The sequence below is a fragment of the Chromobacterium sp. HL1 genome, assembly GCF_057418835.1.
In genome coordinates this window covers 582,793-607,398 of record NZ_CP162399.1, presented here as the reverse complement: position 1 = coordinate 607,398, position 24,606 = coordinate 582,793, and the positions used below count along the sequence as shown (strand labels likewise).

The 24,606-nt window shown below is 61.5% G+C and carries 26 protein-coding genes; 11 read left to right on the top strand and 15 right to left on the bottom strand.

Annotated elements, in window-relative coordinates; genetic code table 11:
• Positions 1-26 precede the first annotated feature (26 nt).
• The 4 genes from AB1Z25_RS02710 to AB1Z25_RS02695 all read right to left on the bottom strand — a co-directional run bounded on the left by AB1Z25_RS02710 (position 27) and on the right by AB1Z25_RS02695 (position 3,752).
• Positions 27-641 (bottom strand): peroxiredoxin, encoded by a 615-nt coding sequence (locus tag AB1Z25_RS02710; protein ID WP_107798102.1) that lies wholly within the window; start codon positions 639-641, stop codon positions 27-29.
• Between the two features lie 290 nt (positions 642-931).
• Complete coding sequence (aspS, locus tag AB1Z25_RS02705) at positions 932-2,725, bottom strand: aspartate--tRNA ligase (protein WP_227106853.1); 1,794 nt, start codon at positions 2,723-2,725, stop codon at positions 932-934.
• Positions 2,726-2,810: 85 nt separating this feature from the next.
• Entirely contained in the window at positions 2,811-3,479 is a 669-nt protein-coding gene (locus AB1Z25_RS02700) for a DUF502 domain-containing protein (RefSeq protein WP_081550658.1), read from the bottom strand.
• Between the two features lie 6 nt (positions 3,480-3,485).
• Positions 3,486-3,752, bottom strand: a complete 267-nt coding sequence (locus AB1Z25_RS02695) for an FmdB family zinc ribbon protein (RefSeq protein ID WP_107798100.1) — start codon at positions 3,750-3,752, stop codon at positions 3,486-3,488.
• Between the two features lie 265 nt (positions 3,753-4,017).
• Between AB1Z25_RS02695 and fabI the strand changes: the two genes are divergently transcribed.
• Genes fabI through AB1Z25_RS02680 form a run of 3 tightly spaced genes read left to right on the top strand, consistent with a single transcriptional unit; the run spans position 4,018 to position 6,892 of the window.
• Positions 4,018-4,794 carry an enoyl-ACP reductase FabI gene (gene fabI, locus AB1Z25_RS02690; protein WP_486636525.1) on the top strand — a complete coding sequence of 259 codons (777 nt, stop codon included), beginning with the start codon at positions 4,018-4,020 and terminating at the stop codon, positions 4,792-4,794.
• A gap of 11 nt (positions 4,795-4,805) precedes the next feature.
• Complete coding sequence (locus AB1Z25_RS02685; protein ID WP_486636524.1) at positions 4,806-5,741, top strand: phosphate acetyltransferase; 936 nt, start codon at positions 4,806-4,808, stop codon at positions 5,739-5,741.
• Positions 5,738-6,892, top strand: coding sequence for an acetate/propionate family kinase (locus AB1Z25_RS02680; RefSeq protein ID WP_253313785.1), 1,155 nt, complete (start codon positions 5,738-5,740; stop codon positions 6,890-6,892). The genes AB1Z25_RS02685 and AB1Z25_RS02680 overlap by 4 nt, the downstream gene beginning before the upstream one ends.
• A gap of 88 nt (positions 6,893-6,980) precedes the next feature.
• On the opposite strand, the gene AB1Z25_RS02675 is transcribed toward AB1Z25_RS02680, so the two are convergent.
• Both AB1Z25_RS02675 and rpsT read right to left on the bottom strand, forming a co-directional pair.
• Positions 6,981-8,036 carry a phospholipase A gene (locus AB1Z25_RS02675; protein ID WP_227106847.1) on the bottom strand — a complete coding sequence of 352 codons (1,056 nt, stop codon included), beginning with the start codon at positions 8,034-8,036 and terminating at the stop codon, positions 6,981-6,983.
• A 93-nt stretch (positions 8,037-8,129) separates the two neighbouring features.
• Positions 8,130-8,393: a 30S ribosomal protein S20 gene (gene rpsT / locus AB1Z25_RS02670; RefSeq protein WP_048409254.1), complete on the bottom strand. Its 264-nt coding sequence runs from the start codon at positions 8,391-8,393 to the stop codon at positions 8,130-8,132.
• 126 nt (positions 8,394-8,519) lie between these two features.
• On the opposite strand from rpsT, the gene murJ reads away from it, so the two are divergent.
• Genes murJ through queF form a run of 3 tightly spaced genes read left to right on the top strand, consistent with a single transcriptional unit; the run spans position 8,520 to position 11,714 of the window.
• A complete protein-coding gene (gene murJ, locus AB1Z25_RS02665; RefSeq protein ID WP_227106845.1) occupies positions 8,520-10,055 on the top strand; it encodes a murein biosynthesis integral membrane protein MurJ in 1,536 nt (511 codons plus the stop codon).
• A gap of 1 nt (position 10,056) precedes the next feature.
• Entirely contained in the window at positions 10,057-10,824 is a 768-nt protein-coding gene (locus tag AB1Z25_RS02660; RefSeq protein ID WP_053077365.1) for a CPBP family intramembrane glutamic endopeptidase, read from the top strand.
• Positions 10,825-10,874: 50 nt separating this feature from the next.
• Positions 10,875-11,714: an NADPH-dependent 7-cyano-7-deazaguanine reductase QueF gene (queF, locus tag AB1Z25_RS02655; protein ID WP_264372995.1), complete on the top strand. Its 840-nt coding sequence runs from the start codon at positions 10,875-10,877 to the stop codon at positions 11,712-11,714.
• 650 nt (positions 11,715-12,364) lie between these two features.
• On the opposite strand, the gene AB1Z25_RS02650 is transcribed toward queF, so the two are convergent.
• The 9 genes from AB1Z25_RS02650 to aroQ all read right to left on the bottom strand — a co-directional run bounded on the left by AB1Z25_RS02650 (position 12,365) and on the right by aroQ (position 19,639).
• Entirely contained in the window at positions 12,365-12,868 is a 504-nt protein-coding gene (locus AB1Z25_RS02650; RefSeq protein WP_486636523.1) for a hypothetical protein, read from the bottom strand.
• Positions 12,859-13,299: a hypothetical protein gene (locus AB1Z25_RS02645; RefSeq protein WP_486636522.1), complete on the bottom strand. Its 441-nt coding sequence runs from the start codon at positions 13,297-13,299 to the stop codon at positions 12,859-12,861. Before AB1Z25_RS02645 ends, AB1Z25_RS02650 begins: the two co-directional genes overlap by 10 nt.
• Positions 13,300-13,415: 116 nt before the next feature.
• Entirely contained in the window at positions 13,416-13,928 is a 513-nt protein-coding gene (locus tag AB1Z25_RS02640) for a hypothetical protein (RefSeq protein WP_166450542.1), read from the bottom strand.
• Complete coding sequence (locus AB1Z25_RS02635) at positions 13,919-14,530, bottom strand: hypothetical protein (RefSeq protein WP_486636521.1); 612 nt, start codon at positions 14,528-14,530, stop codon at positions 13,919-13,921. Before AB1Z25_RS02635 ends, AB1Z25_RS02640 begins: the two co-directional genes overlap by 10 nt.
• A 680-nt stretch (positions 14,531-15,210) precedes the next feature.
• Positions 15,211-16,320: a DUF3426 domain-containing protein gene (locus AB1Z25_RS02630; RefSeq protein WP_486636520.1), complete on the bottom strand. Its 1,110-nt coding sequence runs from the start codon at positions 16,318-16,320 to the stop codon at positions 15,211-15,213.
• Entirely contained in the window at positions 16,317-17,213 is an 897-nt protein-coding gene (prmA, locus tag AB1Z25_RS02625) for a 50S ribosomal protein L11 methyltransferase (RefSeq protein ID WP_107798093.1), read from the bottom strand. The genes AB1Z25_RS02630 and prmA overlap by 4 nt, the downstream gene beginning before the upstream one ends.
• Positions 17,213-18,571 (bottom strand): acetyl-CoA carboxylase biotin carboxylase subunit, encoded by a 1,359-nt coding sequence (gene accC / locus AB1Z25_RS02620; RefSeq protein WP_235084448.1) that lies wholly within the window; start codon positions 18,569-18,571, stop codon positions 17,213-17,215. Before accC ends, prmA begins: the two co-directional genes overlap by 1 nt.
• Before the next feature lie 126 nt (positions 18,572-18,697).
• Complete coding sequence (accB, locus tag AB1Z25_RS02615; RefSeq protein WP_107798091.1) at positions 18,698-19,153, bottom strand: acetyl-CoA carboxylase biotin carboxyl carrier protein; 456 nt, start codon at positions 19,151-19,153, stop codon at positions 18,698-18,700.
• A 36-nt stretch (positions 19,154-19,189) separates the two neighbouring features.
• A complete protein-coding gene (gene aroQ / locus AB1Z25_RS02610; RefSeq protein ID WP_107801626.1) occupies positions 19,190-19,639 on the bottom strand; it encodes a type II 3-dehydroquinate dehydratase in 450 nt (149 codons plus the stop codon).
• A gap of 279 nt (positions 19,640-19,918) precedes the next feature.
• Here aroQ and queA point away from each other — a divergent pair, with 279 nt between their 5' ends.
• From queA to ubiB, 5 genes are all read left to right on the top strand, one after another.
• On the top strand, positions 19,919-20,941 hold the full coding sequence (queA, locus tag AB1Z25_RS02605; RefSeq protein ID WP_486636519.1) for a tRNA preQ1(34) S-adenosylmethionine ribosyltransferase-isomerase QueA: 1,023 nt from the start codon (positions 19,919-19,921) through the stop codon (positions 20,939-20,941).
• A 36-nt stretch (positions 20,942-20,977) separates the two neighbouring features.
• Positions 20,978-21,349, top strand: a complete 372-nt coding sequence (locus tag AB1Z25_RS02600; RefSeq protein WP_107798089.1) for a gamma-butyrobetaine hydroxylase family protein — start codon at positions 20,978-20,980, stop codon at positions 21,347-21,349.
• Positions 21,350-21,351: 2 nt separating this feature from the next.
• On the top strand, positions 21,352-22,086 hold the full coding sequence (ubiE, locus tag AB1Z25_RS02595) for a bifunctional demethylmenaquinone methyltransferase/2-methoxy-6-polyprenyl-1,4-benzoquinol methylase UbiE (RefSeq protein WP_048409245.1): 735 nt from the start codon (positions 21,352-21,354) through the stop codon (positions 22,084-22,086).
• A gap of 230 nt (positions 22,087-22,316) precedes the next feature.
• Positions 22,317-22,901, top strand: coding sequence for a ubiquinone biosynthesis accessory factor UbiJ (locus AB1Z25_RS02590; RefSeq protein ID WP_227106829.1), 585 nt, complete (start codon positions 22,317-22,319; stop codon positions 22,899-22,901).
• Between the two features lie 6 nt (positions 22,902-22,907).
• A complete protein-coding gene (gene ubiB / locus AB1Z25_RS02585) occupies positions 22,908-24,434 on the top strand; it encodes a ubiquinone biosynthesis regulatory protein kinase UbiB (RefSeq protein ID WP_486636518.1) in 1,527 nt (508 codons plus the stop codon).
• The last annotated feature ends 172 nt before the right edge of the window (positions 24,435-24,606 follow it).

Below are 24,606 nucleotides of genomic sequence, written 5' to 3'. Positions count from 1 at the left end.
GTCGGACGCAATCCGTTAAAGACGAATTACAGGTCCTTGGCGTTTTCGGCCAGGTAGGAAGCCACGCCTTCGGCGCTCGGCTTCATGCCTTTCTTGCCCTTGTTCCAACCGGCCGGGCACACTTCGCCGTGCTCTTCGGTGAATTGCAGCGCGTCAACCATGCGCAGCATTTCGTCGACGTTGCGGCCCAGCGGCAGGTTGTTCACCACTTGGTGCTGCACCACGCCGGAACGGTCGATCAGGAAGGAGCCGCGGAAAGCGACGCCGCCGTCGGCTTCAACGTCGAAGGCCTTGCACAGTTCGTGCTGGATGTCGCCCACCAGGGTGTAGCCAACTTGGCCGATGCCGCCTTTTTCCACCGGGGTGTTACGCCATGCGGCGTGGGAGAACTGGCTGTCGATGGACACGCCGATCACTTCCACGTTCTTGGCTTTGAAGTCCGCCAGGCGGTGATCGAAAGCGATCAGCTCGGACGGGCACACGAAGGTGAAGTCCAGCGGGTAGAAGAACACTACCGCGTACTTGCCGGCGGTAGCTTGCTTGAAGGAGTAGTTGTCAACGATCTGACCATCGCCCAGCACGGCGGAGAAGGTTTTCGCGCCATCGAAGAAGGGGGCTTGTTTGCCAACGAGTACGGCCATTGCGGATCTCCTTAAAGGTCTTGGTATGACTGCGCTTCCCTGTTCGGGCATCGGGAAACGCGGCGGAATGCGAGGCTTTATAAAACAGGGCCGCCGACATCGGCAAATTGTAAATCCATATCGTTGCGATAAAGTTTTGCAATGTCGGCCCGGCAGGCGCTCGCTTACAAGTATGAGGCCGCTATTAGATTGGGCCAAAAGCGCAAGGTTCAAGCCGACGTCTCCGGCCGGCCCGGAATAAAAAACGGCCGCTGCATGGCAGCGGCCGTCGGCATCGCGTCAAACCGGCATCAAGCGGACGGCTCGGCCTTCTGGCGCAGACGCAGGTTCAGTTCGCGCAGTTGCTTGTCGTCCACCGCGTTGGGCGCGTTGGTCAGCAGGCACTGGGCGCGCTGGGTTTTCGGGAAGGCGATCACGTCGCGGATGGACTCCGCGCCGCACATCAGCGTCACCAGACGATCCAGGCCGAAGGCCAGGCCGCCGTGCGGCGGCGCGCCGAACTTCAGGTTGTCCAGCAGGAAGCCGAACTTGTTCTGCTGCTCTTCCGGGCTGATCTTCAGCGCGCCGAACACTTTTTCCTGGATCTCGGCGCGGTGGATACGGATGGAGCCGCCGCCGATTTCCCAGCCGTTCAGCACCATATCGTAGGCGCGCGCCAGGCAGGCGCCCGGATTGGTGGCCATCAGGTCCTCGTGGCCCTGCTTCGGGCTGGTGAACGGATGGTGGCAGGCGGTCCAGCGGTCGTCGTCCTCGTCGTGCTCGAACATCGGGAAGTCCACCACCCACAGCGGGCGCCATTCCTTGACGAAGTAGCCGTTGGCCAGGCCGTGTTCGTGGCCGATCTTGATGCGCAGCGCGCCGATGGCCTCGTTCACCACCTTGGCCTTGTCCGCGCCGAAGAAGATGATGTCGCCGTTTTGCGCGCCGGTGCGCTCGATGATGGCTTTCAGGCCGTCAGCGGACAGGAACTTGACGATGGGCGACTGCAGGCCTTCTTCGGTGGGCTTGCTGGCGTCGTTGACCTTGATGTAGGCCAGACCCTTGGCGCCGTAGATGCCGACGAACTGGGTGTAGTCGTCGATTTCCTTGCGGCTGAGGCCGGAACCGCCCGGCACGCGCAGGGCCACCACGCGGCCGCCCGCCATGTCGGCCGCGCCGCGGAACACCTTGAACTCTTCCGACTTCATCACATCGGTCAGTTCGGTGAATTTCAGGTCCACGCGCATGTCCGGCTTGTCGGAGCCGTAGTAGAACATCGCGTCGGCGTAAGTCATGCGCGGGAACTGCGGCAGTTCCACGCCCAGCACGTCGCGGAAGATCTCCTTGGTCATGCCCTCGGTGATGTCCATGATCTGGTCCTCGTTCAGGAACGAGGTCTCGATATCGATCTGGGTGAATTCAGGCTGACGGTCGGCGCGCAGGTCTTCGTCGCGGAAGCACTTGGTGATCTGGTAGTAGCGGTCGAAGCCGGCCACCATCAGCAATTGCTTGAACAGCTGCGGCGATTGCGGCAGCGCGAAGAATTCGCCCGGGTGCACGCGGGACGGCACCAGGTAGTCGCGCGCGCCTTCCGGCGTGGAGCGGGTCAGCATCGGGGTTTCGATGTCGATGAAGCCCTGCTTGTCCAGATGGTTGCGCACGCCCATCGCCACCTTGTAGCGCAGACGCAGGTTTTTCTGCATCGCCGGACGGCGCAGATCGATCACACGGTTGGTCAGGCGCACGTTCTCGGACAGGTTCTCGTCGTCGATCTGGAACGGCGGCGTGGCGGCGGCGTTGAGGATCTCGATGTCCTTGGCCAGGATTTCGATCTCGCCGGAAATCATCTTGCTGTTGGCGGTGCCGGCCGGACGCTCGCGCACGATGCCGGTGATGGACAGCACGTATTCGCCGCGGCTGCTGTCGGCCAGCTGGAACGCTTCCGGGGTGTCCGGATCGATCACCACCTGCACCAGGCCTTCGCGGTCGCGCAGGTCGATGAAGATCACGCCGCCATGGTCGCGGCGGCGGTGAGCCCAGCCCTTCACGGTAACGGTCTGGCCGAGGTATTTCTTGTCAATAAGTCCGCAATAGTCGGTACGCATTTGGGTAAACCCTTTTTATTCAAATTCGGTGAGGCTTCCCCGCCCGGGGGAAAGAAAGGCGTTAAGGGCTAGACAGGGTGTCGGTCTAGCCCTGCCGATTATGTTCGTCGTTCAGACGCGGACGCTGGGCGGCCGGCGGCGGGTTCGGCGCCACCATGCCCATGGAGATCGCGTATTTCAACGCTTCGTCCACGCTCATGTTCAAGGCGCGGGTGTCCTTCTTGGCCACCATCACGAAATAACCCGAGGTCGGGTTGGGGATGGTGGGCACGTAGACCCCGATGAACTCGTCGTCAGACAGCGATTCGGACACGACTTCAGGCAGCGGGCCGGTTTGAAACGCCACCGTCCACATGCCGGAATGAGGGAACTGCACCAGCAGCGCCTTTTTGAAGGCCTGGCCGGAGTCGGACAACAGCGTGTCGCTGACTTGCTTGACGCTGTTGTAAATGCTTTTCACCACCGGGATGCGGGACAGCAGCGCGTCCCACATGTCCAGCACGCGCTGACCCAGCACATTGGCGGCCAGCATGCCGGTGCCCAACAGAATCAGCACCGACAGCACCACGCCCAGGCCCGGCAGATGGAAGCCGAGCAAGGCCTCCGGCTGCCATTCCTGCGGCAGCAGGTTCAGCGTCTGGTCCAGCGAGGTGACGATCAGGTTCAACACCCACAGCGTCACGGCCAAAGGCAGCCACACCAGCAAGCCGGTGACGAGATAGCCCTTAAGCGTCATTTTGATTTGCGGCGTCATCGAGGTTTACGCGCACCCACAGCCGGTGCCGCAGCTATGACCGCCGCCGCTGTCCGAAGACGCGGAGGAGGAAGAGCCGGACGCGGACGCGCCGCCCTTGAAGTCCGTGGCGTACCAGCCGGAACCCTTCAGCTGGAAGCCGGCCGCGGACAGCTGCTTGCGGTACTCCGCGCTGCCGCAGGCCGGGCATTGCGCGACAGGCTCGTCGCTGAGTTTTTGCAGATGCTCTTTGGCGACGCCGCAGGCGCCGCAACGGTATTCGTAGATTGGCATAGCTTTGCTTCCCCACCAGTAATCATGATGGCATAATAAACCGAACTCATGCTGCACTGCACTATCCGAGCGTGAACTTACGCTCGGCATGCCTAGTCGGACAGATGCGGACGAACGCCCCCAAGATCAAGCCTTCGTTCCCGCCAAATCGTCGATTATATCCGACTGAATCGTCAATACAAAAATCCCTTTGCTTCATTAGCCCGCAATACTGCCCTGCAACCCTACAAATCCCGGAGGTCACATGGTTTACCAAGAGGGTCAGATGGAAAGCATTCGCAACATTCTTGCCGGCAAGAAAGGCCTGATCGTAGGCATCGCCAATGAAAACAGCATCGCCTACGGCTGCGCCAGCGTGCTGCGCGACCTGGGCGCGGAGTTCGCCGTCACCTACCTGAACCAGAAAGCGGAAAAACACGTGCGTCCGCTGGCCGACCAGCTGGGTTCGCCGCTGGTGCTGCCGCTGGACGTGGAACAGCCGGGGCAGATGGAAGCGGTGTTCGAGGCCATTCGTCAGCAATGGGGCAAACTGGATTTCGTCATTCACTCCATCGCCTATTGTCCGATGGACGATCTGCACGGCCGCGTCACCGACTGCTCGCTGGAAGGCTTCCAGCAGGCGATGCGCGTGTCCTGCTACTCCTTCATCGAAATGGCGCGTCTGGCCGAACCCTTGATGAGCCAGGGCGGCAGCCTGATCACCATGAGTTATTACGGCGCCGACAAGGTGGTGGAGAACTACAACATCATGGGTCCGGTCAAGGCGGCGCTGGAAAGCGTGTCGCGCTACCTGGCCAGCGAGCTGGGCGCCAAGAATATCCGCGTGCACGCGGTGTCCCCCGGCCCCTTGCGCACCCGCGCCGCCTCCGGCATCGCCCACTTCGACCAGTTGATCGAGGACGCCATCGCCCGCGCGCCGCAAAACCGCCTGGTGGAAATCGAGGACGTGGGCACCACCTGCGCCTTCCTGATCTCCGAAGCCGCCCGCGGCCTGACCGGCCAGACCATCTATGTCGATGGCGGCCATCACATCAAGGCCTGAGGGAGCACGCCATGACACGCGACGAACACGCTTTTTCCGACATCCTGCAACAGGCCGTCGGCCTGGGGCCGCTGCCGATGGCGGTGACCCACCCCTGCAGCCGCGAGGCGCTGTTGGGCGCGGTGGAAGCCGCCGACCACGGCATCGCCACCCCCATCCTGGTGGCCCCCTCCGCCAGGCTGGCCAAGCTGGCCGACGAACTGGAAGTGGACCTGAGCCGCTTCGAGCTGGTTGACGTGCCGCACAGCCACGCCGCCGCCGAACAGGCGGTGAGCCTGGTCCGCGACGGCTACGCCGACATCCTGATGAAGGGCAGCCTGCACACCGACGAATTCATGGGCGAAGCGCTGGCGCGCGGCACCGGCATCCGCACCGACCGCCGCATCAGCCACGTCTGGATCATGAAGGTGGAGACCTATCCGCGCTATCTCTTCATCACCGACGCCGCGATCAATATCGAACCGGACCTGCTGACCAAGCGCGACATCTGTCAGAACGCCATCGATCTGACCCAGGCGCTGGGCATACGCCAGCCCAAGGTGGCCATCCTGGCCGCGGTGGAAACCATCAATCCGGCGATGCGCTCCACGCTGGACGCCGCCGCGCTGTGCAAGATGGCGGACCGCGGCCAGATCACCGGCGCCATCCTCGACGGCCCGCTGGCTTTCGACAACGCCATCTCGCGCGAAGCCGCCGACAGCAAGGGCATCGTCTCGCCGGTGGCCGGCGATCCCGACATCCTGCTGGTGCCGGATCTTGAGGCCGGCAATATGCTGGGCAAGCAGCTGACCTATCTGGCCGCCGCGGCCTCCGCCGGCATCGTGATGGGGGCGCGCGCGCCCATCGTGCTGACCAGCCGCGCCGACGACGCCACCGGCCGCCTCGCCTCCGCCGCCGTGGCCAATTTGCTGGCGCACAAACGCCGGCAAAGCGGACAGCGGACATGAGCCGGGTGCTGCTCGCCGTCAACGCCGGCTCCTCCACGCTGAAATTCCGCGCCTTCGCGCCGGACGGCCGCCAATTGCTGGCGCGCGGCATGGTGGACCGCTTCGGCCAGGCCAAGCCGGAGCTGCAATTGCTGGACGGCAAGGGCCAGACGCTGAGCCGCCACGCGCTGGACGACGGCAGCCGCGGCAGCGCCATCGCCGCGGTGATCAACAGCCTGGCCGATCAGCAGCTGGAACCGCTGGCCGTGGTGCACCGCGTGGTGCACGGCGGCGGCCGTTTCACCGCCGCCATGCGGCTGGACGCCGACATCCGCGCCCAGCTGGAGGACTACGTGGCGCTGGCGCCGCTGCATCAGCCGGTCAGCCTGTCGGTGATCGCCGCCTTCGAGGAATACGACGCCCGTTTGCCGCAGTTCGCCTGCTTCGACACCGCCTTCCACGCTCAACAGCCGGAAGTGGCCACCCGCTTCGGCATCGCCCGCCATTGGCACGACGACGGCGTCCGCCGCTACGGCTTCCACGGCCTGTCCTACGCCGCCATCGCGCGGCGGTTGCCGGAGCTGGGCCTGGAGCGCGCCAAGGTGGTGGTCTGCCACCTGGGCAGCGGCGCCAGCGCCTGCGCGCTGGACGCCGGCCGCAGCATGGCGTCCAGCATGGGCTTCTCCGCGGTGGACGGCTTGATGATGGGCAGCCGCCCCGGCTATATCGATCCGGAAGTCATTCTCTACTGGCAGGAACAGGCCGGCATGAGCGTGGCCGAGGTGAGGCGCGAGCTGTACAAGAACTCCGGCCTGCTCGGCGTCTCCGGCCTGTCCTCAGACATGCGCGAACTGCTGGCCAGCGATTTGCCGGCGGCGCGCGAGGCCATCGAGCTGTTCTGTTACCGGGTGGCGCGTGAAGTGGCCAGCCTGGCGGCGGCGATGAAGGGGCTGGACGCGGTGGTGTTCACCGCCGGCGTGGGCGAGCACTCGCCGGAAGTGCGCGGCCGGGTGCTGCAACAGCTGGCCTGGCTGGGCTTTGAAGCCGACCAGGCCGCCAATCTGGCCCAGGCGCGGCGGCTGACCACCGCCGCCAGCCCGCGCGCGGCCTATGTGCTGCCTACCGACGAGGAAGGCGAAATGGCGCGCCAGGCGGCCGCGCTGCTGCAATAAGCGCAGGGCCCGCCCATGGGTGGGCCTGCTTCGGACCTGTTCACAATCTTTTCAACAGCCGCGCAGCGAACTCCAAAGCTGGCGAGACTCACTCCAGCCAGTCGCTCATCGTCAGCCCCACGCCCAGCGCGCGGGTGCGCACGTTGTAATCGATCAGGCTTTCGCCGTAACCATCGAAAGCCTGCACATAACCGCGCAGCTTGCCCTTCACCGGGAAACTCCAGTCCAGTTGCAGTCCATGCTTGCCGCTGTCGAAATTGGGCCGCCACATGGCGCTGAAAGTCTGGCCGCGGTACTGGTAGATCGCCTGCAGATCCCCGTGCCCCATGTATTTGACGATGTCGGGATTGTCGTCCTTGTCGCCGGACTCCGGCAGCCTGGCCCACCAGCGGCCTTGCAGCGTGAACGGACCGTTGTCCAGCGCCGCCATCGCGTACACCCGGTTCCAGCTGCGCGACAAGGGATTGGCGCGGCCGTTGGATTGATGCAACAAACCCAGGCCGCCCATGCGCAGCCGGGTGTCGCCCCAGGCCCAGGCGGACGGCAAGGGGAAGGTAAGAATCAGTTCCGGCTCGTAGTCGGTGCCGCGGAACGGCGCGGAATGCGCCTGGTTGTAGATTTGCCAATGCGATTGCTGGGTGTAGGCGAACCACAGGTTCAGCGGGGTATCGAAAATGTCTTCCCACACCTTGGTCTTGAACGACAGCTGGAATTTGGCCTCGGTCTTGTCCAGTTCCCCGCCCGGCGTCTGGCTGGGCGGCCGGGTCGGCGACTGCGGCTCGTTATTGGGCTTGGCCATCTGCCAGACCGGCAGATAGTAATTGGGGCGGTATAAGCGAAACCCGAAGGTGTCGCCGCGCGAGCGCCCGTCCAGATCCCAGGCTTCGGCCAGCCGGCTGGGAGCCGGCGCGGCATCCGGCTCTACGCCGGCGGCCGGAAGCGGGCGCTCCGGAGGCGCGGCGGCGGCGGAAGACGGCGCTGCGGGCGCCGCAGCGGCGGGCACAGCGGCCGCCAGCCCGTCGTAGCAGGCCAGACGCAGCCTGGCGTCCGCCAGGCGGCCGCAATCGGCCAGTTGCTGCGGCAGTTCCGCCGCCAGGGTCTGCGCCGCGCACAAAGCCAGCGCCCAAGCCGTCCATCCCGACATAGCCATGCCTCCAGCGAGGGAAATCGATGCGCCAGACACACAAAAGGCTCCGCGATGCGGAGCCTTTGCGTATTCTTCAGCGCTGGGCTGTGATCAGGCCATGGCCTTGATCTGAGCCGACAGACGGCTCTTGTGACGAGCGGCCTTGTTCTTGTGGAACACGCCCTTGTCAGCAATGCGGTCAATCACTTTTTCGGAAGTCTGGAACACTACCTTGGCAGCGGCTTTATCGCCTGCTTCAACTGCCTTGAGCACTTTCTTAACTGCGGTACGGAACGCAGTACGCAGGCTGGCGTTGTGCGCGCGCTGCTTAAGGGCTGTGCGTGCACGCTTGCGAGCTTGTGCGCTGTTAGCCATGAATCTTTCTCCTGATGAGCGGAATCTGAAACCCGCGATTCTAAGCCCTAAACTCAGGTTTTGCAACAATAAACCTGGCGGCGTACACTAGCGGGCTTGCTCAACGCTAGATAAACCACCCGCAACATGAATCTGCTCAAGGCTCTGGCTGCTGTCAGCAGCATGACCATGGTGTCCCGCATCCTGGGTCTGGTCCGCGATACCATCATCGCCCGCGTTTTCGGGGCCGGCATGGCCGCCGACGCCTTCAACGCCGCCTTCAAGATTCCCAATATGCTGCGCCGCCTGTTCGCCGAAGGCGCGTTTTCGCAGGCTTTCGTGCCCATTCTCGGCGAATACAAGAACCAGCGCAGCGAAGAGGAAACCCGGGAATTCATCGCCAAAATCACCGGCGTGCTGGGCTCGGTGCTGCTGCTGGTCACCGCCGTGGGCATGCTGGCCGCGCCGCTGATCATGTGGATATCCGCGCCCGGCTTTTACCGCGAGCCGGCCAAGGCCGCCTTGTTCGCCGACATCCTGCGCGTGTCCTTTCCTTATATCTTCTTCATTTCGCTGTCCTCCATGACCGGCAGCGTGCTCAACAGCTGGGGCAAGTTCTCGATTCCGGCTTTCACGCCCACCTTCCTCAACCTGAGCTTCATCGTGTTCGCGCTGTTCTTCAGCAGCCGCTTCGATCCGCCCATCATGGCGCTGGCCTGGGCGGTCTTCGTCGGCGGCCTGGTGCAACTGGTGTGGCAGCTGCCCTTCCTGAAGCAGATAGGCATGCTGGCGCGCCCGGTGTTCGCCTTCCGCGACCCGGCGGTCTGGCGCGTGATCCGGCAAATGGGACCGGCCATCTTCGGCGTGTCGGTGGCGCAGATCTCCTTGCTGATCAACTCCACCTTCGCCTCCTTCCTACCCACCGGCAGCGTGTCCTGGATGTATTACGCCGACCGGCTGATGGAGTTCCCGTCCGGCGTGCTGGGCGTGGCGCTGGGCACCATCCTGCTGCCCTCGCTGTCCAAACACGCCGCCACCCGCTCCGACGGGGAGTTCAGCGTGCTCTTGGACTGGGGCATCCGCCTGTCCCTGCTGCTGGCGGTGCCGGCCACGGTGGGCCTGGGCCTGCTGTCCGGCCCGCTGCTGGCCACCCTGTTCACCTACGGCAAATTCACCGCCCACGACGCGCTGATGTCGCAGCAGGCGGTGATCGCCTACTCCTTCGGCCTGCTCGGCCTGATCCTGGTCAAGGTGCTGGCGCCCGGCTTCTACGCGCGCCAGGACATCAAGACCCCGGTGCGCATCGCGCTGATCACCCTGTGCCTGACCCAGCTGATGAACCTGGCCTTCGTGTTTCCGCTCAAGCACGCCGGCCTGGCGCTGTCCATCGGCCTCGCCTCCTGCCTCAACGCCGGCCTGCTGCTGCGCGCGCTGCTCAAGCGCGGCATCTACCAGCCCTCCGCCGGCTGGGGCGGCTTCCTCAGCAAGATGGCCGTGGCCATCGCGGCCATGGCCGCCGCGCTGCTGGCGCTGCAATGGCTGCTGCCCGTCCACTGGCACGGCCCGGCCTGGCAACGCGTGGCCTGGCTGAGCCTGCTGGTGTCGGCCGGCGCGGCCGTCTATTTCGCCGCGCTGTTCGCGCTCGGCTTCCGCCCGCGCGACTTCATGCGCCGCGAGCGCTGAGATGCCGGCCGGCCCGCGCGCACCTCTTCTGACGCCGGCCGACCGTCAGACCGCCGGCGTGCTGCTGGTCAGCTGCCTGTGCCTGACCTTGCTGTACTACCCCGCCAACCGTTACTGGATGATGGACTGGCTGCTGCAATGGTGGCCGGCGCTGGGCTTGTCTTTCCGCCAGCAGGTGGTGCACAACCCGGACACCGATCTCTACCGCGCCGCCTACTGGGCGCTGGCCAGCATCGCCAGTTACTGCCTGCTGCCGCTGCTGGCCATCCGGCTGCTGGATCGCCGCCCGCTGGCTGACTTCGGCCTGGCCTGGCCGGACCGCGCCACGCTGAAGACGGACCTGAAGCTGTTCCCGCTGTTCTACGCCCTGATGCTGCCCCTGGTGTGGTGGGCGTCCGGCCAGCCGGGCTTTTTGAAGATCTACCCCTTCTTCCGGCTCAGCCCCGGCGAGAGCTTATGGCCGCACTGGCTGCTGTGGGAGCTCTTGTATTTCGCCCAGTTCGCCGCGCTGGAGTTCTTCTTCCGCGGCTATATGGTGCACGGTCTCAAACCGCGGCTGGGCGTCAGCGCCGTCTTCGTGATGGTGCTGCCCTACTGCATGATCCATTTTGAGAAACCGCTGCTGGAGAGCCTGGCCGCCATCGTCGCCGGCGTCGCGCTGGGCGCGCTCAGCTACCGCTACCGTTCCATCTGGCTGGGCATCGCGCTGCATTGCAGCGTGGCGCTGACCATGGATTTGATGGCGCTGTGGCGCAAGGGCCTGCTTTAAAAAGCGGCTCACGATCTGCCGCCTCTTTGAAAATCGATATAATTCAAGCCATGAACACTCAAGCCATGTCCCCGGAGCAATCCCCTCTGGGCAAAACCGTCAGCTACCAGGATCATTACGATCCCCATCTGCTGTTTCCGATCCCGCGCCAGGCCAAGCGCGACGAAATCGGCGTGGACGCCGCCGCGCTGCCCTTTGCCGGCGTGGACATCTGGACCGGTTTCGAACTGTCCTGGCTCAACGCCCGCGGCAAGCCCCAGGTGGGCATCGCCGCCTTCCGCATCCCGGCCGACAGCCCGAACCTGATCGAATCCAAATCCTTCAAGCTCTATCTGAACAGCTATAACCAGACCCGGATGGCCGGCCTGGACGCGCTGCGCCGCCAGCTGGCCGCGGACCTGTCCGCCGCCGCCGGCAAGCCGATAGGCGTCGACATCATGCTGCCGCAGCAGTTCGGCGGCGAAACCGTGGCCGAACTGGCCGGCGACTGCATCGACGATCTGGACATCGAGGTGGACAACTACGCGCCCTGCCCGCAGATCCTGCGCGCCGACGCCGGCGACGTTGTCAGCGAGACCCTGTGCAGCCATCTGCTGAAATCCAACTGCCTGGTCACCGGCCAGCCGGACTGGGGCAGCGTGCAGATCCGCTATACCGGCCCGCGGCTGGACCGCGAGGCGCTGCTGCGCTACCTGATAGGCTTCCGCCAGCACAATGAATTCCACGAGCAATGCGTGGAGCGCATCTTCACCGATCTGCTCCGCGCCTGCGCGCCGAGCCGCCTCACCGTCTACGCGCGCTACACCCGCCGCGGCGGACTGGACATCAACCCCTTCCGCAGCAATTGCGGCGAGATGCCGGTGGGCAACACCCGCACCGCGCGGCAATAAGATCCTTACTAAGCGGGAAAAGCGAACAGGCCGGCGAATGCCGGCCTGTTTATTAATGACAACGATGTGATGCGAGCCACCCATTCACAGACAAAATTCATTTAGACCAGTCAATTTTATATAGAAAATAAAACATACTTCCGGCTTAGTAGGAGCGGACCTATGTTTCATTAAATAAAAAGGCGCATATCCACGCTCCCTCCCTATTTCAAATGCAGTTCTAAACATGCGCACATAGGACTCATTGCCTTTCGAAAGTGCAAGCCAAACCGATCTTGCTGCTGAAAAGCACCACAGAGCCTAATCCGCTTATCAATTGACCGGTTAATGGCTTGCGAGGCGAGGAAAATTTTATTGGCAACTATCAAGCATTGATTCTCATCACAAGTAGCAGCCCCATAGGTTTCTCATTCAAAACCAGCTTCTAATTAATCTTCACAACCAGCTCTAAACTTATCAAAAAAATGCCTTCCATATTATCCATTTTCACATCATTAGAAGCCACCTTGCCTTGATAGAAACTATTAATTATAACAACAGATCGATTTGCTATAGCATAGCTTGAACTCATCATCATACCAACCGTACATTTAATTAATTGCATTGCTTTTACTCCCTTGCTTTCCTGCAGCCAATACTAGTATTTTCAATTATTTTATTTCATCTAAAAAATAAAAATCCACTTCTGGCGTAGCCAAATTTGGCTCATGCTTGATAAGATAAAAAGTAGCATAAGCAGCCCCCTTCCCACTTTCATAAGCAGGTGCCGTCACACAAATATAAGACTCCTTCCCTTTCAAGACACTATAGAAACGAGTAGAGCCCGCAGCAAAGGGATAACCCGGGGAAACATTCTTATCTATGGAGTGATTAATCGCTTGTGATGAGAGAAAAAATCGATCAGAAACTATTAAATACTGCTGATCATTGCAAGTGCTATAACCATAGTTTCGACCACCAAATGGTATTTGATATTGGTACTCGCAACCACTATTTTGCTTTAAAACAAAAGCACCGCCGTCCAGCCTCGTCAGTCCTATCTCTTTTGCAGCAGGCACTCCATTACGACAGCTATTAACAACATCAACATATGGAGCGGACCAAGCGCAAGATGACAGCACAACCAAACTTAAAAAAACCTTAATCACCTGCATTGTTTTACTCCTTCTGCCGCTATAAAATCAGCATTGTATTTCCAAAAAATAGTACCTCCATATGCTGCAGTGGAGTCATAGGCATAATTGTAATATGAGCCAAGTCCTCCTTTTCTATTTAAACCTACAGGGGAGGCAATGCCATAAATATTATGCTCTTGCATGACAAAGCGAAATCCATCGCTATACCTATAATGCTTTTTTCCTTTGGTCTTAAGATCAGCCCCATCCCAAAAACATCCTCCATTGCTATAATCTACTCCATAGGCCAGAGCATTCCTCGCCGCTTCATATGCCTGCGTGTATTTCTTAGCATCACTGGCGCACATCAACTCCTTGTAACGCACATTGCCATCGGTAAGCACATAGGCATACCGAGGGTACTTTTCATGAATTTTTGAAGCGACCCAACCTGTTGCCAGGTATCGCATGTCCTAATCATTACCAGCGCTAAAGCTTGAGGTGTAAAAAAACAGGCCGGTAAGTACAGGCCTGTTTGCTAATAAAAGTGGGCTAGCACGATCAGCCCTGCTCATTAAGACAAATATTATTTATCCCAATCGATTTTATCTATAAAATAAAAGTCAACTTCAGGGGTTATACTAGACTGGCCATGCTTGATCAAATAGAAAGTTAGATAATTATTCCATTTTCCACTATCAAAAATGGGGGAAATGATACAAAGGTAAGATTCACTTCCTTTTTTGACATTCAGCAAAGTTGTTGAGCTACCCGAAAAAGTATTGCCCGGGACAATATTTTTATCAATTGAATGATTAATTGCCTGAGAAGCTAGGAAGAATTTATTAGACACAATCAAATATTGCTGACTATTACAAGTACTATACCCATATATTTTCCCATCAACTTTAGCCTCCAGTTGATTTTCACAGCCGGCAGCAGCCTTCTTCGCAAACCCACTTACCACATCTTCAACTTGCACCCCTTGTGATACCACCTTCATTTTGCGACAGCTTTCCACAATATCCGCTGATGGCGACGCCAAAGAGCTCACCGCATAAACCCCCCACACCCCTGCAAAAAATCTAATCAATTGCATTGCTTTGCTCCTCTTGCCGTCATATAACGATCATTAATTTTCCAAAAAATGGTTTCGCCATATGCGGAGGTTGACTCATAAACATAATCATAAAATCCAAATTCTGCTATCTTATTTTTAGCAGGAGGTTCAGCGATATCAAAAACATTATGAGAAGGAGATGTAAATTTAAAACCTTCTATATATCGATAAGCACTCGTTCCTTTCACTTTCAGATCTCGGCCATCCCAAAAACATCCTCCATTGCTGTAATCCACTCCATAGGCCAGAGCATTCCTCGCCGCCTCATATGCCTGCGTGTATTTTTTAGCATCACTAGCGCACATCAACTCCTTGTAACGCACATTGCCATCGGTAACCGCATAAGCATATTGTGGGTACTTCTTCAGGAACTTTTGCAGCGACCCTCCTTGTTGCCAGACATCGCGTTTCCTGACCATCGCCGAAGCAATGCCGTACATCTCCTCCTTCACTTGCTGCACCGAGCTTTCACCGTACACGATGGCGGCCAGCAGCTTTTCTTGGGTAACGGCATTGATATCGGGCTTGCAAGGTGGCGGGCAGGGTTTGCCGGGAGCGGCCTTGGCCCACGGGGCCAGCATTGCGGTTTCTACGCATTGCTCTAGGTCTGGCCTGCTGCAACTAAGGCCATCCGCGGATAAAGTCCACGAAGCGTCCGGGCAGAAGGCTGGGCCCTCCCCAATCCAGCGAGAGTAATAGTAAGTATCAAAAGCCCCGCCGCTAGGGCTATTACATTGAACTTTCTCATATTGATAATTCGGGGTATCGACTTCGTCGAACACAAAAGTGACAACCGGTCCCCAGTTTGGTATCGAGCCACAATGGTTCGCGACCAACTTTTCATATCCAGCCTTGCTGCCACAAGCCTCCCCCGTCATCAGAAAGGTGCCATTGGAGCCACACCTGACAACATCCGCGCGCTGGACAGGCCTCGTTTCGGCCTTAGCAGTCAGAAATGGTACGCCAGACAACAGCAGCACACAGCTTACACGGTGCAGCATTCCTCACCTCGCATCGCAAGTTATGAGCGCATCCCCGGGGCAGAGTGTTTTACCAAATTTATTAATTTATTAAATTACAATAAAAAAATGCTCTGCCGACTGTCACAAAGGGCAGATCACCAAGTTCCAAGGAGACAAAAAGGCCTGCCAGGCATGGCAGGCCTTTGAAGAAGCAGCCTACTGTCGGAGCGGCCACTAGAGGTAAACAGCGCACTGGCAACCATACATCAGTACGGGAGAGGTGCTATCTCCGTTGGTCGCTAGGGATAGAACCAGTAAAGGCTATACCCCATCGCATGCACCTTGCCGGCGTCCAGCCGCATGGTGACCTTGACCTCGCTATTGGAATTGAAATGGCCGAGCTTGAAATCGTCCGGCTTCAAATACTCCTTGGGCGCGAACACCTTGCGGATCAGCACCTGATCGTCCGAATCCTTCAGCGTCACTTCCAGCATCGGATAGGCCTGGGAGTAAGTGGCGTGGTTCTTCAGCGTGGCGGACAGCTGGATCAGATTGGGGAAATCCGGGACGAAAGCCAGTTCCGACCACTCCGTGCGCACGCGGGCGATATCGGTGGGCCAGGGCACGGCGCAGCCTACGGCGCCGCAGAGGTTTTCCAGCGTCGGGCGCAATTCCGGCACTTCCGCGGCGATGCGGGTGCGGTTGAAATACACCAATTGACCGGCCAACACCAGCACGCCTATCGCCGAGGCGACGACGGCCAGGAAGGTCAGCGCCGGATGGCGTCTTCGCGGCGATTCGTCCGGCTCGTCTTCGCCATGGCTGGACGGCGGCTCGACGCGCGCCTCCGGCGCCGGCTTGGCAGGCGGCTCTTCGAACTTGGGTTCCGGAACCGCTACCGGCGCAGGCTCCGCCACCGACTCCGGCGCGGGGCGGCGGCGGTTGCCGAACACCTCCGGCGCGGGTTCCACCACGGCAGACGGCTCGGCGTCAAAGGGGTTGCCCAGCGGCGCGCTGACATGGCGATTCTGCATCGCCTCCGCCAACGCGCGCTGGAACTCCTCGACATCGGCGCGCGCGGCCGGGGCTTCCTCCGCCTCCGCCATCGGCGGCGGCATCAGCAGTTCGTCCGGCGGCGCTTCCGTCGCGCTGGAGCCCGGATCGAAATCCGGCACTTCCAGCTCGAAATCGTCCAGCGCCTCGCTCTGCCGAACCTGAGTCTGGACGGGCGGCGGCGCCGCGGCGCGCGGAGGTTCCGCCGGCGGCGCTTCCGCCGCGACGAAATGCTCGGTGGCGTTGAACACATGCGAACAGCGCCCGCAGCGCACCAAGCCATTGGCGGCCGCTAACTGGGCATCATTGACCTTGAAGCGTGTCTGGCAATTGGGGCACTGTGTCGTATATGTCATACCGTGGGGCGTCGGGTTCCTGTCAGTCTGGTCCATCCTTCGTCGAACACCGGAGCGTCCATCTGGAACCACTGTTCATAGATGGCCGACAGTTCTTCGGCTTGTTCAGCGAGAATGCCTGAAAGCACGATTCTACCACCGGTTTTGACGTGGCTCGCCAGCAACTGGCCCAACATGCGCAGCGGATTGGCCAGAATATTGGCCAGTACCACGTCGTAGACCGCTTCCGGGTTCTGGTCAGGCAGACAGAAGTCCGCCTTGACCTGGTTCTGTTCCGCGTTGTCCTGGCTGGCCCGCACCGCCTGCGCGTCGATGTCCACGCCCAAGGCGGAGGCCGCGCCCAGCTTGAGCGCGGCGATGGCGAGAATGCCGGAACCGCAGCCGTAGTCCAGCACGCTTTCGCCGCCTTGCAGCTGGGCGTCCAGCCATTGCAGGCACAAGCGCGTGGTCGGATGGCTGCCGGTGCCGAAGGCCAGGCCCGGATCCAGTTGCAGATTGACCGCGTTTGGCGCCGGCGGCTCGTGCCAGGTCGGCGTGATCCACAGGCGGTCGGAAATCCGGATCGGGTCGAACTGCGACTGGGTCAGACGCACCCAGTCCTGCTCTTCCACCCGCTCCACATTGTAGCTGGGCAGGGCCAGACCGCAGGCGTTGGCGGCGGCGGCGATCAGCAGGGCCACGTCGGCCGCTTCATCAAACAGCGTGATGATGCGGCTGCGGCTCCACAGCTTGTCCACCGGCTCGCCGGGTTCGCCGAAAATCGGCTCTTCGCGCTCGGTGCCGGCAAAAGCGTCTTCGATCGCGGTGGACAGCGCGCCGGCGTCCATCAGCGCGTCGGCCAGACGCTCGGCGACGGTTGACTCGGCGTCAATGGTGGCTTGCAGCCAGGCCATCACGCGCCCCCTTTTTTCTGCTGCGACAAACGCTGCTCCAGATAATGAATGCACGTGCCGCCGCGTTGGAAGGCCGCGTCCATGAACAGTTCCTGATGCAGCGGGATATTGGTCTTGATGCCGGAAATGGAGATTTCCGACAGCGCCACCCGCATCCGCGCCATCGCCTGCTCGCGGGTATCGCCAAAGGCGATCAGCTTGCCCACCATGGAATCGTAATGCGAAGGCACGGTGTAGCCCTGGTAAATATGCGAATCGATGCGGATGCCCGGGCCGCCGGCCGGGTGATAGCTTTCGATCTTGCCCGGGGACGGCACGAAGGTGAACGGGTCCTCGGCGTTGATCCGGCACTCCATCGCATGGCCGCGCAACACCACGTCCTTCTGTTTGTAGCGCAGTTTCTCGCCGGCGGCGATGCGGATCTGTTCCTGCACGATGTCGATGCCGGTGATCATCTCGGTCACCGGGTGCTCAACCTGCACACGGGTGTTCATCTCGATGAAGTAGAACTCGCCGCGCTCGAACAGGAATTCAAAAGTGCCGGCGCCGCGGTAGCCGATGCGGCGGCAGGCTTCGGCGCAGGCTTCGCCAATCTTCTGGCGCTGCTTGTCGGTGATGCCCGGCGCAGGCGCTTCCTCGATGATCTTCTGGTGGCGGCGCTGCATCGAGCAGTCGCGCTCGCCCAGATAGATGGCGTTGCCGTATTCGTCGGCCAGAATCTGGATTTCGATGTGGCGCGGCTCTTCCAGGAATTTTTCCATGTAGACGGTGGGATTGCCGAAAGCCGCGCCGGCTTCGGTGCGGGTCATCTGCACCGAATTGATCAGCGCGCCCTCGGTATGCACCACGCGCATGCCGCGACCGCCGCCGCCGCCGGCGGCCTTGATGATCACCGGGAAACCGATCTTCTTGGCGATCTTGACGATCTCGGCCGGATCGTCCGGCAAAGCGCCTTCGGAGCCCGGCACGCAGGGCACGCCGGCCTCTATCATCGCGTTCTTGGCCGACACCTTGTCGCCCATCATGCGGATGGTGTCCGGACGCGGACCGATGAACACGAAGCCGGACTGCTCGACGCGCTCGGCGAAGTCGGCGTTTTCCGACAGGAAGCCGTAACCCGGGTGGATGGCCTGGGAATCGGTCACCTCGGCGGCGGCGATCAGGGCCGGCACGTTCAGATAGCTCTTGCCGCTGGGCGCCGGGCCGATGCAGACCGATTCGTCGGCCAGCTTCACGTACTTGGCTTCGCGATCGGCCTCGGAATGCACCACCACGGTCTTGATGCCCATCTCGCGGCAGGCGCGCTGGATGCGCAGGGCGATTTCACCCCGGTTGGCAATCAGAATTTTTTCAAACATGGAATTCTCCGCTGGCGGATTCCGCGGCCGGCGTCGTCGCCGGCGGGGGCCGCCAATGCTGTCGTGGCAAACGACAAGGGCACAGACGCTGCGCCGTGCCCCCTTGCCGTCTGCCTGTCGTCTGGCTTACTCGATGATGAACAACGGCTCGCCGAATTCCACCGGCTGGCCGTCTTCGACCAGAACGGCCTTGACCACGCCGGAGCGGTCGGCTTCGATCTCGTTCATCAGCTTCATCGCTTCGATGATGCACAGGGTGTCGCCGGCGTTGACGCTCTGACCCACTTCGATGAAGCTCTTGGCGCCCGGGCTCGGCGAGCGATAGAAGGTGCCCACCATCGGCGACTTCATCGCATTCTTGTCGTTGTTGGCCGGCGCGGCGGCTTCGGCTGCCGGCGCGGCCACGGCGGCGGCTTGGGCGTTGGGCACTTGCAGCGCGGTCATCGGCTGAGCGTAGGCCATCTGCGGCGCGGCGGATACGCGGGTAATGCGGACTTTTTCTTCCCCCTCGGTCACTTCGAGTTCGGCGATGCCGGATTCCTCGACGAGATCGATCAGCTTCTTGAGTTTACGGAGATCCATTGATAATCCTTCGAGTGGGATATTCGGTAGAGTGAGTTAGGCCTGCGCGGCAAGATGCCGGATGGCGTGCGCAAGCGCCAGTTCATAGCCGTGGGCGCCGAGTCCGCAGATCACGCCGACCGCGAGGTCGGAGAAATAGGAATGCTTGCGGAACGGTTCGCGGGCATGAACGTTGGAAAGGTGGACTTCGATAAACGGCACTTGCACCGCCGCCAGCGCGTCGCGCAAGGCGACGCTGGTATGGGTGAAAGCGGCCGGATTGACCAGAATGAAGGCAGTACCGTCATGCAGGCACTGCTGCACGCGATCAATCAACACATGTTCCGCATTGCTCTGCAATGCCGACAATTCAAACCCCGCGGCGCTAGCCTGCTGTTCCAGCCGCTGGTTGATATCGTCAAGCGTTTCCCGGCCGTAGTGCTGCGGCTCCCGCTGTCCCAGCAGATTGAGGTTGGGGCCATGCAACACGAGGATTTTTCCGGTCAAAGCCTGCTCCTGTTTATCATCTTGGGCGCGAGTTTGCCGCAATTCGCTGCAAGATGTCTAGCTTTTGCATCATTTCAAACAGTTGTTTGGATGGCGAACACGGCGGATCTTCGAGTCAAAGCACTAGTATCCACGGGCGTTTTTCCGCCTGGGAAGTTTTTACCGCCTGGCCGAAAATCGATGTTGATTCAGCGCAAATCCCGCCACTTCGCTCACTAAGCTGATGCCGGCCGGCGGCGGCGCGGGTATAATTTGCCGATTCTGAATCTTTTACGCCTTATGCAGCTTTCCGACTTCGACTACCACCTGCCCGAGCACCTGATCGCCCAGCACCCTCCGGCAGAGCGCGGCGCCAGCCGCCTGCTGCGCGTGGCCGGCCATGACCGCGCCAATCTGCGCTTCACCGACTTCATCGATCAGGTCAGCCCCGGCGACGTGATGGTGTTCAACGACACCCGCGTGATCAAGGCCCGGCTGTTCGGCGAAAAAACCAGCGGCGGCAAGATCGAGGCGCTGATAGAACGCGTGCTGGACGCACATACCGCGCTGGCCCACGTCCGCGCGTCCAAATCGCCCAAACCCGGCACCCGGCTGATCTTCGCGGATCGCTGGGAGGCGGAAATGGTAGAGCGCCACGGCGAACTGTTCAAGCTGCGCTTCCTGGCCGAGGACAATCTCTTCGACATCCTGGAAGCTTCCGGCAAGCTGCCGCTGCCGCCTTATATAGAACGCGGCGCCGGCCACGAGGATGACGAGCGCTACCAGACCGTCTACGCCCGCGAGCGCGGCGCGGTGGCCGCGCCCACCGCCGGCCTGCACTTCACCGAAGACATGCTGGAACAGCTGCGCGCCAAGGGCGTGCAACTGGCCTACGTCACCCTGCACGTCGGCGCCGGCACCTTCCAGCCGGTGCGGGTGGACAATATCGCCGAGCACAAGATGCACAGCGAAATCTACGAAGTGCCGGAAACCACCCGCGCGCTGATCGCAGAAGCCCACGCCGCCGGCCGCAAAGTGCTGTCGGTGGGCACCACCAGCATGCGCGCGCTGGAATCCGCCGCGCGCGGCGGCGAACTGGCCGCCGGCTGCGGCGAAACTGACATCTTCATCACCCCGGGCTACCGCTTCCGGGTGGTGGACCGCCTGCTGACCAATTTCCACCTGCCCAAGTCCACGCTGCTGATGTTGGTGTCCGCCTTCGCCGGCTACGAGGAAATCCGCGCCGCCTACCAGCACGCGGTGGAGCAGGAATACCGTTTCTTCAGCTACGGCGACGCCATGCTGCTGGAACGCAAAGACTGATGCGCGGCTTAATCGGCCGCCTTTGAGGATCAGACCATGTCCGGACTCTCTCCCGACGCGCCCGCGCCGCAGGAAATCCAGCTGCACGCGGTGTCGCGCGTGCTGGAAATCAGCTTCGACGACGGCGCCCGCTTCGAGCTGCCCTGCGAATACCTGCGCGTCTACTCGCCCTCGGCGGAAGTGCGCGGCCACGGCGCCGGCCAGGAAGTGCTGCAAGTGGGCAAGCGCCATGTCGCCGTCACCGCGCTGGAGCCGGTGGGCCATTACGCGCTGAAGATCACCTTCGACGACGGCCACGACAGCGGACTGTACAGCTGGAGCTATCTATACGAGCTGGGCGCCAAGCGCGACCAGTACTGGCAGGATTATCTCAATCGCCTCGCCGCCGCAGGCGCGAGCAGGGAGTGACCATGGACAAGACGACCCACTTCGGCTTCAAGACCGTTGCCGAAAGCGAAAAAGCCGCCAAGGTGGCCGATGTGTTCCACTCGGTGGCCAAGAAATACGATGTGATGAACGACCTGATGTCCGGCGGGCTGCACCGGGTGTGGAAACACTTCACCCTGACCACTTCCGGCGTCAAGGCCGGCGACAAGGTGCTGGACATCGCCGGCGGCACCGGCGACCTGTCGCGCGGCTGGGCCAAGCGCGTGGGCAAGAGCGGCGAAGTGTGGCTGACCGACATCAACAGCTCCATGCTGACCGTGGGCCGCGACCGGCTGCTGGACGACGGCCTTGTGCTGCCGGTGTCCTTGGCCGACGCCGAGAAGCTGCCCTTCCCCGACAATTACTTCGACGCGGTGTCGGTGGCTTTCGGCCTGCGCAATATGACCCACAAGGACGCGGCGCTGAAGGAAATGTGCCGGGTGCTGAAGCCGGGCGGCAAGCTGATGGTGCTGGAGTTCTCCAAAGTCTGGAAACCGCTGTCGCCGTTCTACGATTTCTACTCCTTCAAGGCGCTGCCGGTGATGGGCAAGTTGGTGGCTAACGACCCCGACAGCTACCAGTACCTGGCCGAATCCATCCGCATGCATCCCGATCAGGAAACGCTGAAGCAGATGATGCTGGACGCCGGCTTCGGCAAGGTGGATTACCACAATATGAGCGGCGGCGTGGTGGCCCTGCACAAGGGCTACAAGTTCTAAGACCCTGCTCAAAGTCCGCTGCGTGTCAGCGATACGGCGTTGAAACCAAGCTCAAAATGCTCATGTGCCACGCGTACATTCCGCTTTTTCGCTCGTTTTCGCCTTGTCTCGCTCTGGCTCGCAAGACTTTGAACAGCTTCTAAGAGCCTGATTACGATCCGCGGCGCTCCGGCAATGCGGCCTTGATCAGACTAGACCCCTTCACCTTCCAATCACGGCGGAGACAGCGCATGGGCATCCAGATCGCGGCATTCAACCATCTGTTGAACCAACACCCGGCGGTGCGGGCGGAACTGGCCGCGCACGCCGGCCGGCGCGTCGCCGTGGCGCTGCCGCCCTTCCACGTGGCCGGCGTGTTCACCGACGACGGCTGGCTGGCCGCCTGCGAGGGCGAGCCGGAAGCCACGGTGCGCCTCAAACACGCCGTCGCGCTGGCGGCGGCGGCCGGGCGCGACCCGGCGCTGAGCGACATCCAGCTGGAAGGCGACGCCGAACTGGCCGCCGCCGTCGGCCGCCTGCTGGGCCGCCTGCAATGGAACGCCGCCGAGGACCTGTCCCGGCTGGTGGGCGACGCCGCCGCCCAGCGCGCGGAAACCCTGGCCCGCGGCCTGCTCGGCTTCAAGGGCCAGGTGGCCTGGCGGCTGGCCGCCAACTGGGTGGAGCATCTGCGCGAGGAAACGCCGGTGCTGGCCGGCCGCCGCCAGGTGCAAGGCTTCGTCGCCGCGGTGGACACCTTGCGCGACGACGCCGGCCGCCTGGAAAAACGCCTGGCGCGGCTGCAGGCCGCGCTGCAACAAGAACAGACAAAGGCCTGACGGCACATGCGGACTTCGCGCTTCATCAAGATCGTTTCCACCTTCTACCGCTTCGGCCTGGACGACTTCCTGGAAGGCCATTCCAAGCTCGGCTTCGTCCACAAGCTGTTCGGCCTGCTGCCGCTGCGCCGCGACACCAGCGCGCCGCTGCCGCAGCGGGTACGGCTGGCGCTGGAAAGCCTGGGACCCATCTTCGTCAAATTCGGCCAGGTGCTGTCCACCCGCCGCGATCTGCTGCCGCCGGACTACGCCGACGAACTGGCCCGGCTGCAAGACCGGGTGCCGCCCTACGACGGCCTGCAGGCGCGCGAGATGATAGAACGCAGCCTGGGCCGCAAGGTGGACGAACTCTACGTCGATTTCGACAACACCCCGGTGGCCAGCGCCTCCGTAGCCCAGGTGCACAAGGCCTGGCTGCGCCAGCCCGACGGCGGCCGCGGCCGCGAAGTGGCGGTCAAGGTGCTGCGCCCCGGCATCCAGCCGGTGATCGAGCAAGACCTGGCGCTGATGGGCACGCTGGCCGGCTGGGTGGAGAAGCTGTTCACCGACGGCAAGCGGCTGAAGCCGCGCGAAGTGGTGGCCGAGTTCGACAAATACCTGCACGACGAACTGGACATGATGCACGAGGCCGCCAACGCCTCGCAGCTGCGCCGCAACTTCAAGAACTCGGACATGCTGATCGTGCCCGAGGTGTTCTACGACTACACCAGCCGCGACGTGCTGACGCTGGAATGGATGCACGGCATCCCGGTGGGCCAGGTGGACCGGCTGCGCGAAGCCGGCGTGGACCTCACCAAGCTCAGCCGCTTCGGCGTGGAAATCTTCTTCACCCAGGTGTTCCGCCACGGCTTCTTCCACGCCGACATGCACCCGGGCAATATCTTCGTCGCCGCCGACGGCCGCTACATCGCGCTGGACTTCGGCATCGTCGGCACCCTGACCGACACCGACAAGCACTATCTGGCGGTCAACTTCCTCGCCTTCTTCAACCGCGACTACCACCGCGTGGCCACCGCCCACATCGAATCCGGCTGGGTGCCGAAAGACACCCGCGCCGAGGAGCTGGAAGCGGCGGTGCGCACCGTGTGCGAACCCATCTTCGAGAAGCCGCTGTCGGAAATCTCCTTCGGCATGGTGCTGCTGCGCCTGTTCGAAACCAGCCGCCGCTTCAATGTGGAAATCCAGCCGCAACTGGTGCTGCTGCAAAAGACCCTGCTCAATATCGAAGGCCTGGGCCGCCAGCTGGATCCCAATCTGGATCTGTGGGACACCGCCAAGCCCTTCCTGACCAAGTGGATGAACGAACAGATAGGCTGGCGCGGCCTGCTGCGCACGCTGAAGCACGAAGCGCCGCAATGGGCCACCACCCTGCCCACGCTGCCGCGCAAGCTGAATGACGCGCTGTCCTCCGCCAACAGCGAGCTGCTGATCAGCGGCTACATCCAGCTGATGCGGGAACAGAAGCGCCAGAACTGGCTGCTGGCACTGATCGCCATCCTGCTGGCGGCCTTGCTGCTGAAGAACTGGCTCTGACCTCGTAAAGCATGATTTCACTCATGCCCTGCTTCATCAGGCCCTCAAGCAGGCATGGCGGGATCAAGGTTTCCAAGCTTCAGCCGCCCGCCATCCTGCAAACAGGAGCGCCCGTTTCAATGGCGACGCTCCGTGCGTCTGCAAGCCCCCTTGCCAAGCCAAGCGGGGCTTT